Origin of the sequence: Emcibacter sp. SYSU 3D8 (assembly GCF_039655875.1) — a bacterium.
Lineage (GTDB): Bacteria > Pseudomonadota > Alphaproteobacteria > SMXS01 > SMXS01 > RI-34.
Genome location: NZ_JBBYXK010000003.1, coordinates 602,826 through 620,470 on the forward strand (window position 1 = coordinate 602,826; position 17,645 = coordinate 620,470).

The 17,645-nt window shown below is 64.3% G+C and carries 18 protein-coding genes and 1 tRNA gene; 14 read left to right on the forward strand and 5 right to left on the reverse strand.

All coding sequences use genetic code 11. The features are described 5' to 3' along the window. Positions 1 to 12: 12 nt before the first annotated feature. The 8 genes from WJU21_RS13840 to WJU21_RS13875 all read left to right on the forward strand — a co-directional run bounded on the left by WJU21_RS13840 (position 13) and on the right by WJU21_RS13875 (position 9,662). Positions 13 to 981: an RluA family pseudouridine synthase gene (locus WJU21_RS13840; protein ID WP_346324026.1), complete on the forward strand. Its 969-nt coding sequence runs from the start codon at positions 13 to 15 to the stop codon at positions 979 to 981. Continuing rightward, the gene (locus WJU21_RS13845) at positions 974 to 1,651 is read left to right on the forward strand and encodes an HAD-IA family hydrolase (protein WP_346324027.1); all 678 of its coding nucleotides are present in this window, start codon (positions 974 to 976) and stop codon (positions 1,649 to 1,651) included. Before WJU21_RS13840 ends, WJU21_RS13845 begins: the two co-directional genes overlap by 8 nt. Beyond that, on the forward strand, positions 1,648 to 2,343 hold the full coding sequence (locus WJU21_RS13850; RefSeq protein ID WP_346324028.1) for an ATP12 family protein: 696 nt from the start codon (positions 1,648 to 1,650) through the stop codon (positions 2,341 to 2,343). Before WJU21_RS13845 ends, WJU21_RS13850 begins: the two co-directional genes overlap by 4 nt. A 170-nt stretch (positions 2,344 to 2,513) precedes the next feature. Then, positions 2,514 to 4,046, forward strand: a complete 1,533-nt coding sequence (locus WJU21_RS13855; protein ID WP_346324029.1) for an acyl-CoA carboxylase subunit beta — start codon at positions 2,514 to 2,516, stop codon at positions 4,044 to 4,046. Positions 4,047 to 4,067: 21 nt separating this feature from the next. After that, complete coding sequence (locus WJU21_RS13860; protein WP_346324071.1) at positions 4,068 to 6,053, forward strand: acetyl/propionyl/methylcrotonyl-CoA carboxylase subunit alpha; 1,986 nt, start codon at positions 4,068 to 4,070, stop codon at positions 6,051 to 6,053. A gap of 4 nt (positions 6,054 to 6,057) precedes the next feature. Beyond that, complete coding sequence (locus tag WJU21_RS13865) at positions 6,058 to 6,336, forward strand: acylphosphatase (RefSeq protein WP_346324030.1); 279 nt, start codon at positions 6,058 to 6,060, stop codon at positions 6,334 to 6,336. A 106-nt stretch (positions 6,337 to 6,442) separates the two neighbouring features. Beyond that, the gene (locus WJU21_RS13870; RefSeq protein ID WP_346324031.1) at positions 6,443 to 7,063 is read left to right on the forward strand and encodes a helix-turn-helix domain-containing protein; all 621 of its coding nucleotides are present in this window, start codon (positions 6,443 to 6,445) and stop codon (positions 7,061 to 7,063) included. 187 nt (positions 7,064 to 7,250) lie between these two features. Then, a complete protein-coding gene (locus tag WJU21_RS13875) occupies positions 7,251 to 9,662 on the forward strand; it encodes a TonB-dependent receptor (RefSeq protein ID WP_346324032.1) in 2,412 nt (803 codons plus the stop codon). Positions 9,663 to 9,743: 81 nt separating this feature from the next. Here the strand turns inward: WJU21_RS13875 and WJU21_RS13880 are convergent, their stop codons facing one another. The 4 genes from WJU21_RS13880 to WJU21_RS13895 form a co-directional block, all read right to left on the reverse strand. Next, positions 9,744 to 10,097, reverse strand: a complete 354-nt coding sequence (locus tag WJU21_RS13880; RefSeq protein WP_346324033.1) for a HepT-like ribonuclease domain-containing protein — start codon at positions 10,095 to 10,097, stop codon at positions 9,744 to 9,746. Further along, positions 10,081 to 10,395: a nucleotidyltransferase domain-containing protein gene (locus WJU21_RS13885; protein ID WP_346324034.1), complete on the reverse strand. Its 315-nt coding sequence runs from the start codon at positions 10,393 to 10,395 to the stop codon at positions 10,081 to 10,083. The genes WJU21_RS13880 and WJU21_RS13885 overlap by 17 nt, the downstream gene beginning before the upstream one ends. Before the next feature lie 350 nt (positions 10,396 to 10,745). After that, entirely contained in the window at positions 10,746 to 11,384 is a 639-nt protein-coding gene (lipB, locus tag WJU21_RS13890; protein WP_346324072.1) for a lipoyl(octanoyl) transferase LipB, read from the reverse strand. Positions 11,385 to 11,415: 31 nt separating this feature from the next. Then, on the reverse strand, positions 11,416 to 11,841 hold the full coding sequence (locus WJU21_RS13895) for a nuclear transport factor 2 family protein (RefSeq protein WP_346324035.1): 426 nt from the start codon (positions 11,839 to 11,841) through the stop codon (positions 11,416 to 11,418). A gap of 224 nt (positions 11,842 to 12,065) precedes the next feature. Between WJU21_RS13895 and WJU21_RS13900 the strand changes: the two genes are divergently transcribed. The 6 genes from WJU21_RS13900 to WJU21_RS13925 all read left to right on the forward strand — a co-directional run bounded on the left by WJU21_RS13900 (position 12,066) and on the right by WJU21_RS13925 (position 16,722). Beyond that, positions 12,066 to 12,626 (forward strand): NAD(P)-dependent oxidoreductase, encoded by a 561-nt coding sequence (locus WJU21_RS13900; protein ID WP_346324036.1) that lies wholly within the window; start codon positions 12,066 to 12,068, stop codon positions 12,624 to 12,626. Next, a complete protein-coding gene (locus WJU21_RS13905) occupies positions 12,623 to 13,345 on the forward strand; it encodes a phosphoadenylyl-sulfate reductase (protein ID WP_346324037.1) in 723 nt (240 codons plus the stop codon). Before WJU21_RS13900 ends, WJU21_RS13905 begins: the two co-directional genes overlap by 4 nt. A 110-nt stretch (positions 13,346 to 13,455) precedes the next feature. Next, a tRNA-Leu gene (locus WJU21_RS13910) sits at positions 13,456 to 13,542 on the forward strand. A 77-nt stretch (positions 13,543 to 13,619) separates the two neighbouring features. Then, positions 13,620 to 15,020 (forward strand): magnesium transporter, encoded by a 1,401-nt coding sequence (mgtE, locus tag WJU21_RS13915; RefSeq protein ID WP_346324038.1) that lies wholly within the window; start codon positions 13,620 to 13,622, stop codon positions 15,018 to 15,020. A 113-nt stretch (positions 15,021 to 15,133) separates the two neighbouring features. Then, the gene (locus WJU21_RS13920) at positions 15,134 to 16,315 is read left to right on the forward strand and encodes an acetyl-CoA C-acyltransferase (RefSeq protein ID WP_346324039.1); all 1,182 of its coding nucleotides are present in this window, start codon (positions 15,134 to 15,136) and stop codon (positions 16,313 to 16,315) included. Further along, on the forward strand, positions 16,315 to 16,722 hold the full coding sequence (locus tag WJU21_RS13925) for a DUF1489 domain-containing protein (protein ID WP_346324040.1): 408 nt from the start codon (positions 16,315 to 16,317) through the stop codon (positions 16,720 to 16,722). The genes WJU21_RS13920 and WJU21_RS13925 overlap by 1 nt, the downstream gene beginning before the upstream one ends. A gap of 62 nt (positions 16,723 to 16,784) precedes the next feature. Here WJU21_RS13925 and panC read toward each other — a convergent pair whose 3' ends face one another. Beyond that, entirely contained in the window at positions 16,785 to 17,636 is an 852-nt protein-coding gene (gene panC / locus WJU21_RS13930; RefSeq protein ID WP_346324041.1) for a pantoate--beta-alanine ligase, read from the reverse strand. Positions 17,637 to 17,645 lie beyond the last annotated feature (9 nt).

Here is a 17,645-nt window from a genome sequence, read left to right on the forward strand (position 1 = left end):
CGGGATCGTGTCATGAGTGTCGTGCAAACCATATCGGTCAAACCGGCCGATGCCGACCAGCGGCTCGACCGCTGGTTCAAGCAGCATTTCCCGGCGCTGTCATTCGGCCACCTGCAGAAGCTGTTGCGTACCGGCCAGATCCGGGTGGGCGGCAAGCGCGCCAAGGCCGACTACCGGCTGTTGGCGGGCGACCAGATCCGCATTCCCCCCATGGGCGAGATGGCCTTGCCCATGAAGAAGCCGTTGCCGGCGCCGCCGCGCAGCGAGGACGTCCAGATGCTGCAGGACGCGGTGCTCTACAAGGACGATCACGTCATCGTAATCAACAAGCCGCCGGGCCTTGCCGTGCAGGGCGGCACCAGCATCGGCAAGCATCTTGACGGCATGCTCGAGGCATTGCGCTTCGGCGCCTCGGATCGCCCCCGGCTGGTCCACCGTCTGGACAAGGACACCAGCGGCGTCCTGGTGCTGGCCCGTTCCCGCCAGGCGGCCGCCGCGCTGGCGCTGTCGTTCAAGGACCGCAAGACCAGGAAGACCTACTGGGCGCTGGTCACCGGCGTGCCGAGTCCGAACGAGGGTGAGATCACCTCGATGATGGAAAAGGACGGCGAGGAGGACGAGCGCGTCCGGCCTGGCGACAAGGGCCTGAAGGCCATCACCGAATACAAGGTGATAGAGAACGCGGGCAATGCGCTGTGCTGGCTGGCGCTGCGGCCGGTGACGGGCCGCACCCACCAGCTCCGCGTCCATTGCGCCCAGCTTGGCACCCCCATTATCAGCGATGGCAAATACGGCAGCGAGGACTCCTTCCGCGACGGTATTTCCAGCAAGCTGCACCTGCATGCCCGCAATATCGTCATTCCCCATCCGGTGCGCGGCACCATCGATGTGACCGCGCCGTTGCCACCGCACATGCGCGAGACCTGGGCCCTGTTCGAGTTCGATCCGAACATGCGGCAGGACGTGTTCGCCGATGACTGACCTGCGCCTGATCATGTTCGACTGCGACGGCACACTGGTCGACAGCCAGCATGTCATCTTCGCCGCCATGAACCATGCATTCGACCGGCATGGCATGGCCTGCCCGGACCTGAACGCGGTGCGCCGCGTCGTCGGCCTGGGGCTGGTCGAGGCGGTTGCCGAGCTGGTGCCGCAACTGGACCGCAAGACCCATGTCGACCTGGCCGAATCGTACAAGGATGCGTTCGGGCATCTGCGCCATGATCCGCTGCACACCGAACCGCTGTTTCCCGGCGTCCGCGAGGCGCTGGAGACACTGTCGGGGGCCGGCTATCTACTCGGCGTCGCTACTGGAAAGTCGCGGCGCGGGCTGGCCAGCACCCTGAAGCTGCACGGCATGCGGGACCTGTTCGTGACCCTGCAGACGGCCGACGACGCGCCAAGCAAGCCTCATCCGGGCATGCTCGACAACGCTCTGAGCGCCACCGGGGCGCGGCGCGAGGATACGGTGATGATCGGCGACACGGTCTTCGACATTCACATGGCGCGCAGCGCCGGGGTTCACCCGCTGGGCGTGTCCTGGGGCTACCATCCCGCCGAGGAGCTGACCGATGCCGGCGCGCGCCATGTGCTGGGCGACTATGCCGGCCTGTCGCCCTGGCTGGGGACCCTGTGGGAGAAGGCGGCTTGAAGCGGTTCTACAAGGCCGTCGAGGCGGTCTCCGTCGACGGCGGCCACGCCATCACGCTCGACGGCAAGCCCGTCCGGACGCCGGCCCGTGCGCCGTTCGTCGTGCCGTCGCGGCCGCTGGCCGCCGCAATTGCCGCCGAATGGGATGCCCAGGAGGACGAGGTGCGGCCCCAGTCCATGCCGATGACCGGACTGGCCAACGCCGCCATCGACCTGATGGCGACGCGCCGGGGCGAAATACTGACGGATGCCGCCGGCTATGCGGATGCCGATCTGCTGTGCTACCGCGCCGATGCGCCGGCCGGCCTCCGCGTCCGACAGGACGAGAGCTGGCAGCCGCTGCTCGACTGGGCGGCAGAGCACCTCGGTCTGCGCCTTGTCGTGACGACTGGTGTCGTGCACGTCGCGCAGGCGCCCGGTACCATCGAGGCGGCCCAGCGCCACCTCGACGCCTATGACGATTTCACCATGGTCGGAATCAGCCGGCTGACCCAGGGGCTGGGCTCGGTGGTGCTCGCCGCTGCCATCGCCGAAGGCCATCTGGCTGCCGAAGACGCCTTCGATCTGAGCCAGATCGACGAGCTTTGGCAGGAATCCCTGTGGGGCGTTGACGACGAGGCGGTGGCGCGCCGCGTTCTGCTGCGCCAGGATCTGCTCGATGCCGCCCGGTTCATGACGCTGACCCGTTCCTGACACACGCCGCCCGTGAAAAATCGCCCGGCCCGGCACCCGCCAAACGACCTATGCCGCAGATGCGAGAGTCTGTTACAAAGCAGTTAACCTTGCTATATGGTCGCCACCAAATTGCCGGCTGCCGGTCGGTCTCTCCATAATCGACAATCAATCGTTGGGGGTATCCCGCCATGCAGGAAATCTTGCAGGAGTTGGAAAAGCGCCGTGCCCAGGCCCGCATGGGCGGTGGCGAGGCGCGTATCGACGCGCAGCACAAGCGCGGCAAGCTGACAGCCCGTGAGCGGCTGGAAGTCCTGCTCGATCCCGGCTCGTTCGAGGAATACGACATGTTCGTCGAGCACCGGAACACCGATTTCGGCATGCAGGAACAACGCATTCCCGGCGACGGCGTGGTCACCGGCCACGGCACCATCAATGGCCGCCTGGTCTTCGTGTTCTCGCAGGATTTCACCGTCTTCGGCGGCGCGCTGTCGGAAACCTTCGCCGAGAAGATCTGCAAGGTGATGGACCGCGCCGCCAGTGTTGGCGCGCCGGTCATCGGCATCAACGATTCGGGCGGCGCCCGCATCCAGGAAGGCGTCGCCTCGCTGGCCGGCTATGCCGACGTGTTCCAGCGCAACATCGAGCAATCGGGCGTCATTCCCCAGCTGTCGCTGATCATGGGCCCGTGCGCCGGCGGCGCGGTCTATTCCCCCGCCATGACCGACTTCATCTTCATGGTGAAGGACACGTCCTACATGTTCGTCACGGGTCCCGAAGTGGTGAAGACGGTCACCCAGGAGACCGTGACCCAGGAGCAGCTCGGCGGCGCCATCACCCACACCACGAAATCGTCGGTGGCGGACCTGGCGTTCGAAAACGATGTCGAGGCGCTGCTGCAGACGCGCCGCTTCTTCGATTTCCTGCCGCTGAACAACAAGGAAAAGCCGCCGGTCCGCGAATCCTTCGATCGCGCCGACCGGCTCGAAATGTCGCTGGATACGCTGATACCCGACAATCCGAACAAGCCCTACGACATGCTGGAGCTGATCTCCAAGGTCGTCGACGAGGGCGACTTCATGGAAGTTCAGCCCAAGTTCGCGGGCAACATCATCACCGGCTTCGGCCGCATGGAAGGCTCCACTGTCGGCATCGTCGCCAACCAGCCCATGGTGCTGGCCGGCTGCCTCGACATCGACAGCTCGCGCAAGGCTGCCCGTTTCGTGCGCTTCTGCGACGCCTTCAACATCCCGATCGTCACCTTTGTCGACGTGCCGGGCTTCCTGCCGGGCACCGCCCAGGAATATGGCGGCATCATCAAGCATGGCGCCAAGCTGCTGTTTGCGTTTGGCGAGGCCACGGTGCCGAAGGTTACCGTCATCACCCGCAAGGCCTATGGCGGCGCCTATGACGTGATGAGCTCCAAGCACCTGCGCGGCGATGTCAACTATGCCTGGCCAACAGCCGAAATCGCGGTGATGGGCGCCAAGGGCGCGGTCGAGATCATCTTCCGCAAGGACATAGGCGATGCCGAGAAGATCGCCGAGCACACGAGGAACTACGAGGCGCGCTTCGCCAATCCGTTCGTGGCGGCGAGCCGAGGCTTCATCGACGAGGTGATCATGCCGCATTCCACGCGGCGCCGGATCGCCAACTCGTTGCGCATCCTGAAGAACAAGGACGTGCGCAATCCCTGGAAAAAACACGACAACCTGCCGCTTTAAGGCGAGGGGAGGAAGCCCATGCTGTTCGACAAGATCCTCATCGCCAATCGCGGCGAAATCGCCTGCCGCGTCATCAAGACCGCCCGCAAGCTGGGCATCGCCACCGTCGCGGTCTATTCGGATGCCGACCGCGAGGCATTGCACGTGCAGATGGCTGACGAGGCCATCCATATCGGCCCGTCGCCCGCCGCCCAGTCCTATCTGGTGATCGACAAGATCATGGACGCGGTCAGGCGCACCGGCGCCCAGGCGGTGCATCCGGGTTACGGATTCCTGTCCGAGAACACCAAGTTCGCCGATGCGCTGAAGGAGGCGGGCGTCGCCTTCATCGGCCCGAACCCGCATGCCATCTTCGCCATGGGCGACAAGATCGAATCCAAGAAGCTGGCGGCCGCGGCCAATGTCAGCACGGTTCCCGGCTATGTGGGCGTGATCAAGGACGAGGACGAGGCGGCGAAGATCGCGGCCGAGATCGGCTATCCGGTCATGGTCAAGGCGTCCGCCGGTGGCGGCGGCAAGGGCATGCGTATCGCCTTCAACGACGCCGAGGCCCGCGAGGGCTTCACCTCGGCCACCAACGAGGCGCGCTCCAGCTTTGGCGATGACCGCGTGTTCATCGAGAAGTTCATCGAGGAGCCGCGTCACATCGAAATCCAGGTGCTGGGCGACAAGCACGGCAACGTGATCTATCTGGGCGAGCGTGAGTGCTCGATCCAGCGCCGGCACCAGAAGGTGATCGAGGAGGCGCCAAGCCCGTTCCTGACGCCCGAACTGCGCAAGGCCATGGGCGAGCAGGCCGTGGCCCTTGCCCAGGTGGTGGACTACGACAGCGCCGGCACCGTCGAGATGATCGTCGGCCAGGACGGCAGTTTCTATTTCCTCGAAATGAACACCCGCCTGCAGGTCGAGCATCCGGTGACCGAACTGGTGACTGGCGTCGACCTCGTCGAGCAGATGATCCGCTCGGCCGCCGGCCTGCCGCTGAACATCACCCAGGACGATGTGACGCTGACCGGCTGGGCAGTGGAAAGCCGCATCTACGCCGAGGATCCGCTGCGCAACTTCCTGCCCTCCATCGGCCGCATCGAGCGCTATCAGCCGCCGGCCGAAACCGACGGCGTCCGCATCGACACGGGCATCTATGAGGGATCGGAGATCAGCATGTTCTACGATCCCATGGTCGCCAAGCTGTGCACCTACGCGCCGACCCGGCTCGAGGCCATCGAGCGCATGCGCGTGGCGCTCGATGAATATTACCTGCGCGGCATCTCGCACAACGTCTCGTTCCTGTCGGCGGTGATGGCCCATCCGCGCTTCAAGGAAGGCCGGCTGTCGACCAATTTCATCGCCCAGGAATATCCTGACGGCTTCCACGGTGCGCCGCTGACACCGGCCACCAGGGACGGCCTTATCGGTGTCGCGACGGTTGTCCATTCCCTGTCGGCGGCCCGCGAGGCCACCGTGTCGGGCCAGTTGCCACACTGGACGCCCGCCGAGGCGACGGATTGGGTGGTCGGCGTCGACGACGAATCCCATGACGCCCGCATCGCTGCGGCCACCGCCGGTTGGGACGTGTTCCTCGACGGCCGGTTCGTCAACCTGCAGTCGAACTGGAAGCCGGGGCAGCCGGTGTTCAAGGGATTGCTGAACGGCATGCCATTCGCCGTCGAGGTGGATCGGCTGGCCGACGGCTACCTGCTCACCCGTGACGGCTCGTTCGTGAAGGTTACCGTGCGCTCGCCGCTGGTGGCCCGATATGCCGCTATGATGCCGGTGAAGGTGCCGCCGGACACCTCCAAGTTGCTGCTCTGCCCGATGCCCGGCCTGATCGTGTCGATCGCCGTCGAAGAGGGCGAGGAAGTGTTTCCCGGCCAGACGCTGGCGGCGGTCGAGGCCATGAAGATGGAGAACATCCTGCGCGCCGAGAAGCAGTCCAGGGTCACCAAGATCCATGCCAAGCCCGGCGACAGCATGGCCGTCGACCAGGTCATCATGGAATTCGAATAGGCCCATGAGCCGCACTGTCATATCCCGCATCCGCGGCAGCGTGCAGGGCGTTGGCTTTCGCGCCTGGGTATTGCGCGAGGCGACGCGGCGCGGGCTCAGGGGATGGGTCCGCAATCGCCAGGACGGCAGCGTCGAGGCGATGTTCTCCGGTCCCAACGAGGACGTCATCGAGATGATGATGTCGTGCTATCTGGGACCGCCGGGCTCGAAGGTGAGTGAGGCCGTGTCCGATCCCTCGCGGGCCGACCCCGGCACCGGATTTGAAATCCGCGAGACTGCCTAGCGGGGCGCCGGCGCGCCGATCGCCTTGAGCGTACGCAGGACTTGTGCCACCGTTCGCGCCATTCATTCAGCATGTGCAGGAATTCGAGGCCAAGGGTGTTTATCGAATGACACTTGCCGGCAGGAAGCCGCGCCGGTCGCAGGCCGAGAGATCCGCCGCGTCCTCCAATGCGATCCTGAACGCGGCGGTCGAGTTATTCCTCGAAGTGGGCACGCGGGCGTCGATGATGGAAATCGGCCGCCGTTCGGGCTTCAGTCACGGTCTGGTCATGGCCCGGTTCGGCTCCAAGGATGGCCTGATCGCCGCCGTCACCCACGAGATTCACCGCCGGTTCCGCGACGAGGTTTTCGAGACATTGGGGGACGCGCGCGGTCTGGCGGCATTGTACCGCTTCATCGATGCCTATTGCGGGTCGCTGATGCGGAATTCGGTCAGCTCCAGCACCTTCTTTGTCCTGCTTGGCGAGGCGCTGGGGCCCAACAATGTGGTCCGTAGTGCTTTCTCCGAACTCGACGCGCTGTTCCGCGACATTCTCGGGACGATGATCGAGCAGGCCAAGGCCGACGGTGATGTCAACACCCGGCTGCCTACGGCCGCCGTAACCGTGTTGCTTGTGGGCATGCTGAGGGGGATCGGCGTTCAGGCGCGGGTCAATCCGGGGGCGGTCGATATCGAGGCTGCGCACGACGCGGCCCATCTGCTGCTCGAAGGGGCCTTCCGGCCCTGACCGCTGGTCGGTGAGGCCCCGGCGCACGGGGCAATCGTCAAAAGCAGACGGTCTTGACTTTTATATATGGACATATACAAAGTTGGTGCTGGAGACACAGGGGTTTCCGGCCACAAATGAATTTCTGAAAGCAGGGATGGCTCAGTCCATCCCGGATAACAGCGTCTATTAACCCCCGGGGGGAATCATGAATCGTTTCGCAAGCGCTCTTGCGCAAGCGCTCTGCCGCCCGCTCGTGCTCGGCGCACTGAGCATCGGCATTGCTGCACCAGCTCTCGCACAGGATCCGCCGGCCCGCACCGGCGGCATCGAATCCGTCACCACCACGGCGCGCAAGCAGGAAGAAACCCTGATGGACGTGCCGGTCGCGGTCAGCGCGCTGACCGAAAATGATCTGGATCGCTACAATGCGACCAGGCTCACCGAAATCGGCGACATGGTGCCGCAGCTGCAGATCACACCCGGTACGTCGGGCAATGGCGGTGCAGTCATCCTGCGCGGCATCGCGTCCTCGTCCACCAACGCGGGTATCGAGACTGCGGTGAGTTTCAATGTCGACGGCGTCCAGATCTCGCGCGGCTATATTTCGCGTGCCGCGTTCTTCGACCTGGGACAGGTCGAGGTGCTGAAAGGCCCGCAGGCCCTGTTCTTCGGCAAGAACAGCCCGGCCGGCGTGGTGTCGCTGCGCTCCAAGGGGCCCGGCTCGGAATGGGAAGGCTACGTCCAGGCCGGCTACGAGTTCGAGGCCCAGGAATTCATGGTCGAGGGCGCCTATGGCGGCCCGGTCAACGACAAGTTCGGTATCCGCGTGGCGGTCCGCTACTCGCAGATGGAAGGGTACCTCCGCAACGTCTCGGGCCCGCTCGCCAACCCGTTCGAGCCTGCCTATCCGTTGCCCGGCCCCAACCAGCGGAACAAGGTCACGCCGTCGGACCAGAACCTGGTCGGCCGCATCACCATGCAATTCGATCCCTCCGACCGGTTTACCGCGACCCTGCGCATCCTGGGTTCGCAATACACCGATGACGAGCAGACCGGCATCACCCAGGTTGTCGCCTGTGGCGCTGACGGCGCCACCACCCGCGGCTTCCGTGATCCCTACGAGGATTGCGTGCCCGACCATTTCCGCGTGTCGAGCCAGATGCCCGAGTTCATCGCCTCGACCTACCCGCTGCAGAAGAAGAGCAACAAGGGCCAGTACTTCACCAAGATCAAGAGCACCTTGATCTCGCTCGACATGAGCTACGATTTTGGCAGCGTGAACATCAATTCGATCACCGGCTTCTACTATCTCGACACCAAGGGATGGGGCAATTACGGCTATGACACGTCGACCCATTTTCCGGGACTGAATGGCGAAAGCCAGTCTCAGTTCAGTGAGGAGCTGCGTGTCACCAGTACCTTTGACAGTCCGGTCAATTTCGTCATCGGCGGTTATTACGAGAACACGACCCGGCATCCCTACAATGCGGGACGCGGCGGCCTCAACACGGCCCTGACCCTGGACCCCACGGTGCCCTTCTTCATCGGGTACTGGCACCGCGACACCAACAAGCGCGAGACCCTGTCCGGCTTCGGTCAGGTGCTCTGGGACATTGTCGAGGACCTGCAGTTCACCGCTGGCGTGCGCTATACCAACGAGCACATGTATGCGTTCCGCGAGAATCTCTACATCAATCCCGGTTCGCTGTTCCAGTTGCTGATGCTGCCGCCGGGCCAGAATATCCAGGGCACCACGGACACGTCGAACTGGTCGCCCGAGGCCACGCTGACCTGGCACCCCGCGCCCGACCATACGATCTACGCGGCCTACAAGACCGGCTTCAAGTCGGGCGGCATCTCGCATGCCGGCCTGATCTTCAAGTCCGAGACGTTTCAGGGTCTGTCGTTCGGCCCGGAAACCGCCAAGGGCGGCGAAATCGGCTACAAGGGCGTGCTGCTGGACGGCACCATCCGCGTCGACTTGAACGCTTATTACTACCTGTTCAAGGGCCTGCAGCGCTCGTCGCTGGACATCGTGACCACCTCGTTCGTCATCCGCAACGCGGCGTCCGCCGTGACCAAGGGCGTCGAGGCGGAAATCATGTGGGTGCCGGACGATCACTGGACCGTCCGCACCGCGCTGACCTACAACGTCGCCAAGTTCAGGGACTTCTCCACCGCGCCGTGCTTCAACGGCCAGTTGCCGTCGGAAGGCTGCCTGCCGTCCAAGCCGGGCGGTCCGAACGTCTTTGATCTGAGTGGCGAGACCCTGGCCAATGCGCCCCGGTTCTCTGGCTTCTTCGGCGTTTCCTACGACACGCCGATCACCGATGGCGTCAATATCGGCCTGTCGGGCGACGTGAAGTACATCAGCTGGTACTGGTCGCAGGACAGCCAGGCGCCGGGCAGCCGTCAATCCGGCTATGCCAAGATCAGCGCGTCGATCCGGTTCCACGATCCCGACGACAGCTGGGAGTTCGCGTTCATCGGCCGCAACCTGACCAACGAGATCAAGGTGCTGACGTCGGGCGACAAACCCGGCGGCAACCGCGGTGATCTCGCCGGCGTCGTCGAGCGTGGCCGCGAGTTGATGGTGCAGGGCACCTTCCGCTTCTAGGTTTCGCAATATTCAGGGCGGGCGGGTCATCGCAAGGTGGCCCGCCCGTCGCTTTTTCGGGGTGCCGGCCCCATTGCAGGCTTAGTTTGGCGGATCGTTCAGAAGTCTGGTGGCCTTGGCCCGCAGTTCAGGAACGTCGTCGATCACGATGCCCCAGACAATCGCGTCGGCTGTATCCTCATAGCTGTGCACCAGCCGGTTGCGAAAGGCGATGATGGCTGAGCGCGTGGGGAAGTGTTCCGCATAGTCGGGGTATTGCCGCAGTAACTGGACGATAGCCTCTCCGACAATCATGAGCTGACGTTCGACAGCAGACTTCATGTACGCGTCGGCTGTGTATGTTTCCAATGTGCCGCCGGCAGTGAACTGCCGCGTCTTGTCGCAAGCATCCACGATGTCCCAAAGGTAGGCGCCCGCGCTACGCCGCTTCTTCATAAATCAGTTCGTTTGAAGACAGGATCGCGTCACGGCGATAGGGATTCCGGATGGCATCCTCGACGACGAGGTCGATCTTGCGGGAAAATAAATCCTCGAGGTCGCGCTGAAGACCGAAAAAGTGATCCTTGTAGTCCACTGGAGGCAGCGGCTCGAACACAACCACAAAATCCAGATCGCTGGTAGCCGGATCGAAATCGTCATGGGCCGCCGAGCCAAACAGCGCCAGCTTGCGGACCTTGTGCTTGATGCACAAAGCGCGAATGTCACTCAGCCTGTCTGTAACCAGCGGTATCATGAAGTCATTTATAGCTCATCCATGCCGCTTTGAGAACGCAGGCGTCGCGTGAACGTCTTGCCGCCGATGGAACAGTGACGAGACCGTCGGTAAATGTCCCGCGCCACGGTTAGCATCGAAGCGGCCAGGAGCAGTGTGCTTTTTGGGAATCTTGTCCAGATCCTGCCCGCTCCTGTGTAATTCCATCCCGATGTTCAGAATGCTCGTTTACGGCCACCTTTGGCGGCAGGTGAATTTGGAGGCTGTGTGAAGGCGGGATTGGACGCGAGACGTTTTCAGGGTAGAGGCACAACCGGAAAGCACCGGGCTAAACACATGGGCGGTGGCGCAGACCGGCGAACTGATGGACCCTATGACGAGTAAGCGTCGCTGAACACGCCGTCGAAGCTTTGCTTCAGCGCCACGTCCAGGTCGGCCAGGGTGACCGGCAGGCCCAGATCCACCAGCGACGTCACGCCGTGCTCGGAAATGCCGCAGGGCACGATACCCGAGAAATGCTCCAGCACCGGGTCGACGTTGATGGCGATGCCGTGGAACGTGATCCAGTGGCGCACCCGCACGCCGATGGCGGCGATCTTGTCCTCGCGGCCATGTCCTCTGTCCACCCAGATGCCGACGCGTCCAGCGCGCCGCTCGCCCTTCACGTTGAAGGCGGCGAGGGTGTCGATGATCCACTGTTCCAGGCTGGCGATGTAGCGCCGCAGGTCGCGGCCGCGCCGGTTCAGGTCCAGCATCACATAAGCAACGCGCTGGCCGGGGCCGTGATAGGTGTACTGGCCGCCGCGTCCGGTGTCGAAAACCGGAAACCGGTCGGGCGTCAGCAGATCTTCGCGATGGGCGCTGGTGCCGGCGGTGTAGAGCGGCGGGTGCTCGAGCAGCCAGACCGTCTCGGGCGCGGCGCCGGCCGCGATATCCGCGACGCGCTGCTCCATGAAGGAGAGCGCGTCGGGATAGGCGACGGGTGCGTCGGCGATGATCCAGTCCGGCATACCCGTCAAGCTAGAACATTGTCCCGGCTGATCAACCGGCCTGGATACGGGTGCCGCGGGCGACCAGTTCGTGGCGGGCGATCTTCCATTCGCCGTTCACGCGCTTCATGTCGCTCTCATAGGTTGCCCAGAGCGTCAGCGTGGTGTCGGGCTTGTCCTTCAGATAATGCAGTGCCTGCACGTCGGTGCGGCAATGGGCCTTGTCGCCGTCCACGGTGGCGAGCTGCGGGCCAAGCATGTGCTGGGTCGGTCCGTACTGGGCCAGCGCTTCCTTGACATATGCGGTCCACGCATCGCCGCCATGATAAACGTTCTCGCCGAAGCCCACGACTTCCACATCGTCGGTGAACACCGACCGATAAAGGTCGAGGTCGCGATTGTCGACGCCCTTGGTGTATTTCAGCATCACGTCCGTTAACGCGATACGATCGGCCACATATTGTACGGAATCCGACATGCTGGCTCCCCTTTCTGCCGCTGGATGTCTCTCAAGAAGGATCGCCAGAATAGGCACGCGATGGTGAGAGTTCCACAACAACGTCGGTTCTGGCGGGGGAATTGAATTAACATAATTTCGGTGTAATATTTTGAGTTTTACATGATCCCTTGAGATTTTTTCCGATACCCCTAATATACAGTGTCAATTGGTAGTCGGCGCGATTGCCGGGAGCGGAGCGGCCCATGATCCCGATCATGATAGACCCGGAAAGGGTGGCCATCGTGGTGGCGGGAAACGGACCCGCCGCCGAGCGACGGGTGCGTCAGGCCCGCGAGGGCGGCGCCAGGGCCGTGGCGGTGTTCGCGCCTGGCGAGACCGATCGGTTCGCGGCGCTGACCGACGGCGTGGTCCATGACCGGTTGCCCGAAGTGGCCGATCTGGCCGGCGTGGATCTGCTCTACGTCGCCGGGCTCGACAACGACGCGTCGTTCAGCCTGGCGCTGATGGCACGCGAGCATAACGTGCTGGTGAATGTGGAAGATGTTCGCGAATTGTGCGACTTCCACGTGCCCGGTTCGGTCCGGCGCGGCGACCTGCTGATCGCCGTCGGCACCGGCGGGGCAAGTCCGGGTTTGGCGCGCAGGTTGCGCCGCCACCTGGAAGAGGAATTTGGGCCTGAATGGGCCGAACGGCTCCTGACGCTGTCGGCGCAGCGCCGGAAGTGGATCGAGGAAGGCGCCGATATGGCGACGGTTGCCGAGCGCACCGACGCCATGATCGAGAAGAGCGAGTGGTTGAAATGACTTTGGCGTTGCAAGCAAAGCAGCAGGACCGGCCGCGCGACGAAGCGTGGCTGAACGAACACTATGGCCATCTGGACGGCAGGGATCTGCTCGAGGTCATGATCAAGGAAGTCTTCCCCGGCCGCATCGCGCTGGTGTCGTCCTTCGGCTCGGAATCCGCCGTGCTGATCGACATGGTCGCCCAGATCGACCCGTCGACGCCGATTCTGTTTCTCAACACCGGCAAGCTGTTCGGCGAGACCCTGCGCTACCGCGACACGCTGGAGAGCCGCTTCGGCCTGACCGACATCCGCACCCTGAAGCCCGACGCCGATGAGGTTCGGGAAGAGGACAGGAACGGCCTGCTGTGGACCCGCAATCTCGATGCCTGCTGCGACCTGCGCAAGACCCGGCCGCTGGACGCGGCGCTGGAAGGATTCGATGCCTGGATCACCGGCCGCAAGCGGTTCCAGACCGGCACCCGCGCGGCCTTGCCGCTGATCGAGGAAAGCGAGGGCCGCATCAAGGTCAACCCGCTGGCCAATTTCAGCCTGGAAGATCTGCAGCGCATCGCCAATGAAAAACAGCTGCCGCGTCATCCGCTGGTTGCCGACGGCTATCTGTCGATCGGCTGTATGCCCTGCACCAAGCGGGTCGAGGCCGGCGAGGACTACCGTTCCGGCCGCTGGGCGGGCACGGACAAGACCGAGTGCGGCATTCACGTCGCGGAGAATATCTGAGGTTATCCGGGCCTGCGGCGGGCAATCGTTCCACCGCTCGAACCTAATACCCTGAATGCGCCGTTCTTTCCTTGCGGCCTCCATTCGATTTTGCTACTTGAGCGCCCACTGCGGTCGTGGCGGAATTGGTAGACGCGCAGCGTTGAGGTCGCTGTGGGCGCAAGCTCGTGGAAGTTCGAGTCTTCTCGACCGCACCAGTTCAGGGACCTGCAGGTAGCTGAGTTACCTGCAGGTCTTTTTTCTTCAGTGCACCGGTGTTCAGCAGGGGCTGCCCATGCAGAGCGAAGAGACGGATACGGAAGACCGCCCCGTCACCGAGGCACCTGAAAACTCGCCCTATCGCGTTTCCCCCGAGGAAGTCGCGCAGGTCGCCGAGGCTCTCAAGAACGACGACACCGTCTTCATCCACGCGTTGCTCGACGATTATCACGCGGCCGACCAGGCCGACCTGATCGAGCAGCTGTCGTCGAAGAATCGCGTCCGGCTGGTCGAGATGGCCCGCGACCGGATCGCACCCGAGGCGCTGACCGAACTGGAAGAAACGGTTCGCGACGAGATTATCGACCTGCTCGAGCCGCGCGAGATCGCCGCGGCCATGAGCGAGCTTGAGGCCGATGACGCGGCCTATCTGATCCAGGACCTTGACGACGCCGACCGCCGCGAGGTGCTCGATGCCATGCCGGTCGAGGACCGCGCCGACGTCGAGGCCGCGCTGGCCTATCCGGAGGAATCCGCCGGCCGCCTGATGCAGCGCGATTTCATCGCGGTGCCCGCCTACTGGACCGTCGGCCAGACCATCGACTACATGCGCGAGCATGACGACCTGCCCGACGATTTCTACGAGATCTTCGTCGTCGACCCGAAGATGAAACCGTTCGGCACCGTCGCGCTCAACCGCATGCTGCGCGCCAAGCGGGCGGTGAAGGTCGAGGAGATCATGGAGCCGGACCCGATCCTGATCAATGCGATGACCGACCAGGAAGAAGTGGCGTTCCTGTTCCAGCAATACAATCTGGTGTCGGCGCTGGTGGTGAACGACGACAACCGGCTGCTCGGCGTGATCATGGTCGACGACATCGTCGACGTCATCCACGACGAGGCGCAGGAGGACATTCTGCTGCTGTCCGGCGTATCCGACGCCTCGGTGCACGAATCGGTGCTGTGGACCGTGCGCACCCGTCTGCCCTGGCTGCTGGTCAACCTGCTGACCGCGATCCTCGCCGCCTCGGTGATCAAGCAGTTCGACGCCACCATCGAGCAGATGGTTGCACTGGCCGTCCTCATGCCCATCGTGGCCAGCATGGGCGGCAATGCCGGCACCCAGGCGCTGGCCGTGGCGGTGCGAGCGCTGGGCATGAAGGAGCTTACTTCCAGCAACGCCATGCGCACCGTGATCCGCGAGGCGTCGGTGGGCCTGCTGAACGGCCTTACCATGGCGCTGCTGATCGGCCTGCTTGTCGGCTTCTATTTCGGCAACTGGATGCTGGGCGGCGTTATCGCCAGCGCCATGATCATCAATCTGGTGGTTGCGGCGTTTGCCGGCGTGCTGATCCCGCTGGGGCTGGCCCGCGCCGGAGTCGATCCGGCGGTGGCCTCCAGCGTGTTCGTGACCACGGTCACCGACGTGGTCGGCTTCTTCGCGTTCCTCGGTCTCGCCGCGCTGATCCTGATGTAAATCCGTCGCGGGGCACACCCTGTGTCCCATTGCGGGTTGACTCCCGGCCCCCGGCCAAAACAAAACACATCCACCGCGCCGCCGTCACGGCGCATCGCAACGAAGGAATTTCCATGTCTGACACTTCGATCGTCATCACCGGCATCGGCCGCACGCCCATGGCCACGTTCCAGGGCGAGTTGTCCTCCCTGACCGCCACGCAACTGGGCGCCATCGCCGTCGGCAAGGCCGTCGCCGAGACCGGCATTCCGGTCGCCGATTACGACGAATGCGTCATGGGCTGCGTGCTGCCCGCCGGCCTCGGCCAGGCGCCGGCCCGCCAGGCCAGCCTGGGCGCGGGCATCCCCGACACGGTGGGCGCCACCACCGTCAACAAGATGTGCGGCTCGGGCATGAAGGCGATCATGCAGGGCCACGACATGATCGTCGCCGGATCGGCCGACATCGTGATCGCCGGCGGCCTCGAGAGCATGTCGAACGCCCCCTATCTGCTGCCCAAGGTGCGTCAGGGCCTGCGCATGGGCCATGGCGAGGTCAGGGACCACATGTTCACCGACGGCCTCGAGGACTTCCGCCACGGCCGTCTGATGGGCACCTATGCCGAGGCGACTGCCCAGCGCTACCAGTTCACCCGCGAGGAGCAGGACGCCTTCGCCGTGGCCTCGCTGACCCGGGCCCAGACCGCCAATGTGGATGGCACCTTCCGCCGCGAGATGGCGTCGGTGACGGTGAAGACCCGCAAGGGCGAGTCGGTGGTGGATTCGGACGAGCAGCCCCGCACCGCCGATCATTCCAAGATCCCCAACCTGAAGCCGGCCTTCGCCAAGGACGGCACGGTGACGCCGGCCAATTCCAGTTCCATCTCCGACGGCGCCGCCGCCGTGACCCTCATGAGCCGCGCCAATGCCGACAAGCGCGGCGTCAAGGCGCTGGCCCGCATCGTCGGTCAGGCGACCTTCGCCCACGAGCCGGAATGGTTCACCACGGCGCCTGTCGGCGCGGTGAAGAAGGTGCTCGACCGGGTCGGCTGGAAAGTCTCCGACGTGGATCTGTTCGAAGTCAACGAAGCGTTCGCCGTCGTCCCCATGGCGGTGATGCGCGACCTGGGTATCGGCCACGACATCATGAACATTCATGGCGGGGGCTGCGCGCTGGGGCATCCGGTCGGGGCGTCGGGCGCCCGCATCATCGTCGGTCTGGTCAATGCGCTGGAGAAGCACGGCCTGAAGCGCGGTGTCGCGGCGATCTGCCTGGGCGGCGGCGAGGCCACGGCGCTGGCCATCGAGCTGGCGTAATGGCCAGCATTCACCTGCTGCGGCCGGCGGTCGGGGTCACGGACCTCGACCATCTGCGGCAGGTGACGCGGGAGCGCGGGGACGAGCGCTGCATCCATACGCGCAACATCCCCAAGCGCGCCGACGAGCTGCTCGAGGGCGGCTCGGTCTACTGGATCATCGCCCGCAAGATCCAGGCGCGTCAGCTGCTGACGTCCATCGAGCGCCTCGAGGACGACAACGGCCGCGCCTATTGCCGGATCTACCTGGACGGCACGGTGGTGCCGGTCCAGCCGTGGCCCCGGCGACCGCACCAGGGCTGGCGTTACCTCAAGCCCGAGGACGCGCCGCCCGATCTGAGCGAGGGCGACACCGGCGACATGCCGCCGGAAATGATTGCCGAATTGCGGGAACTGGGGCTGCTCTAAGCTCTAGAATGGTTCGTCATCTCCGCATGGGCGGGGATGACGCTACCTGGGGGATCGCGGCGCTATTCCACGGCCCAATTGTCGATCAGCCGCGTCGTCCCCAGCCGGGCCGCGCCGAAAACCCGGGCGGGCTTGCCGGGTGCGGTGACAAGCTCAAGGCTCGCCGGATCGCGGACCTCGATGTAGTCGACGCTGTCGAAACCTGCCTTCAGCACCTGCTCGCGGGCCGTGGCCGAGGCCGCGGACGGGTCGCCGCCCGCCTTCACAATATCGCGCACCGACTTGAGCGCCAGGGAAAGGGCCACGGCGATCCTGCGCTGTTCCGGGCTCAGATACCGGTTGCGCGACGACAGGGCGAGGCCGTCGGGCTCGCGCTCGATGGGAGCGCCCAGGATACGCACCGGAATGTTCAGGTCGGCGGTGAAACGGCGGATGATCTGCAGTTGCTGGTAGTCCTTCTCGCCGAAGATCGCCACGTCGGGCAGCGCGGAGGTCAGCAGCTTGACCACGATCAGCGCCATGCCGTCGAAATGGCCGGGACGGTGCGCGCCGCACAGCACGTCGCCCAGCCGGTCGATATGCACCCTGGTGGCGAAGCCCTCGGGATACATCTCGCGCGCCGTCGGCACGAAGGCCGCGTCGATGCCGGCGGTTGCCAGCTTGGCCACATCCTCGGTCTCGGTGCGCGGATAACGCTCGTAATCCTCGCCGGGACCGAACTGGGCCGGATTGACGAAGATGCTGGCGATCACCCGGTCGGCCAAGCCTTTCGCCAGCCGCATCAGCGACAGGTGACCGTCATGAAGTGCGCCCATTGTCGGGACGAGGGCGACGGTTTCACCGGCTTTTCGCCACGCGGCCACTTGTCCCCGCAGGTCGGCGACGCCACGTAAGATGACTGGTTCCTCTGGCATGGCGGCACG